Origin of the sequence: Deinococcus sp., assembly GCF_030523985.1 — a bacterium.
Lineage (GTDB): Bacteria > Deinococcota > Deinococci > Deinococcales > Deinococcaceae > Deinococcus.
Map to the genome: position 1 here is coordinate 13,300 of NZ_JAUNHK010000068.1, position 1,488 is coordinate 14,787.

The following is a 1,488-nucleotide window of genomic DNA, read 5'->3' on the forward strand; positions in this document are numbered from 1 at the left end:
ACCACTTCGCCGTAAAGGTCGTATTCGTCGCTGTCCTCGATGCGGGCGCGAACGATGTCGCCAATCTTGACCTGTCCGGCGAAGTCGCCAGCGAACAGGTACACCTGACCGTCGATGCCCGGCGCGTCGCCCTTGGTGCGCCCGATCAGGCGGGTGCCGGGGGCGTCGTCCTCGTCGTCGTTGAATTCATCCACGATCACGTCCATGACCTGCCCGACCTTTTCCGCCAGTTTCTCGGTGCTGATGCGCTGGGCGACTTCCATGAAACGGGCCAGGCGCTCCTGCTTGACCTCCTCCGGCACGGGATTCGGCAGCGCGTTGGCGTCGGCTTCTTCCACGTCGGAGTAGGGAAAGGCCCCCACGCGGTCGAGGCGGGCGTCTTCGAGGAATTGCAGGAGTTCCTGGAAATCCTCTTCGGTTTCGCCGGGAAAACCGACGATGAAGGTCGAGCGGATGACCAGTTCCGGGCAGATTTCGCGCCAGCGGCGGATGGTATCGAGTTGCTTGCCCGCACCGGGGCGGCGCATCAGTTTCAGAATCTTGGGCGAGGCGTGTTGCAGCGGAATGTCGAGGTACGGCAACACCTTGCCCTGCGCCATCAGTTCGACCACCCGGTCCACATGCGGGTAGGGGTAGACGTAGTGCATCCTGACCCACGCGCCCATTTCGCCCAGTTTGACGGCGAGGTCGGTGAGGTGCGCCCGCACCTGTTCGCCCTGAAATTCGCTCTCGCGGTAGCGGATGTCCACCCCGTAGGCGCTGGTGTCCTGGCTGATGATCATCAGTTCCTTGGTGCCGCCCGCAATCAGCCGGAACGCCTCGTACAGCACCGCACCCGCGTCGCGCGAGACTTGCAGGCCGCGCAGCTTGGGAATGATGCAAAAGGCGCAGGTGTGGTTGCAGCCCTCGGCGATCTTGACGTAGGCGTAGTGCCGGGGGGTGAGCTTGACACTGGGCGCGAACACGTCGCCGTGCTTGGTGTTCTCACGCTGCGGCGCTTCGATGCCCGCCCGCATCCCCGGCGCAGCCACCGGCAGCAGCCCGGTAAAGGCGTCGAGGTCGAGCGGCAGCAGTTCGCGGACATGGCCCATCACCTCGTCCACCGCCTCCGACCCCGTGATGGCGGCGACTTTGGGGTGACGCTCCATGATTTTTTCGGGGCGCTCGCCCAGGCAGCCCGTCACGATGACTTTTCCGGTGGCGTCCAGCGCCTCACCGATGGCGCTCAGCGATTCCTCGATGGCAGGCGTAATGAAGCCGCAGGTGTTGACAATGACGGCGTCGGCCCCGTCGTAGCTCGGCGCGACTTCGTAGCCCTCGGCGCGGAGCTGCGTCAGGATTCGTTCGCTGTCCACCAGGGCTTTGGGACAACCGAGCGAAATGAAGCCGACTCGTTTGGCCGCTTGGGGGGCGGCGGTGGGGGAAGTCGGGGGCAAGGGGTCGGTGGTGGTCACATTGTCCTCCATGCGCCACGTCCGGCGCGGGGTT

Annotated in this window: 1 protein-coding gene; it reads right to left on the minus strand. The window is 65.0% G+C overall.

Translation table 11 applies throughout. The annotated features are described in order from the left end of the window. The coding region (rimO, locus tag Q4C89_RS10400) for a 30S ribosomal protein S12 methylthiotransferase RimO (protein WP_303102545.1) at positions 1 to 1,466 on the minus strand (1,466 nt) is incomplete at its 3' end. Positions 1,467 to 1,488 lie beyond the last annotated feature (22 nt).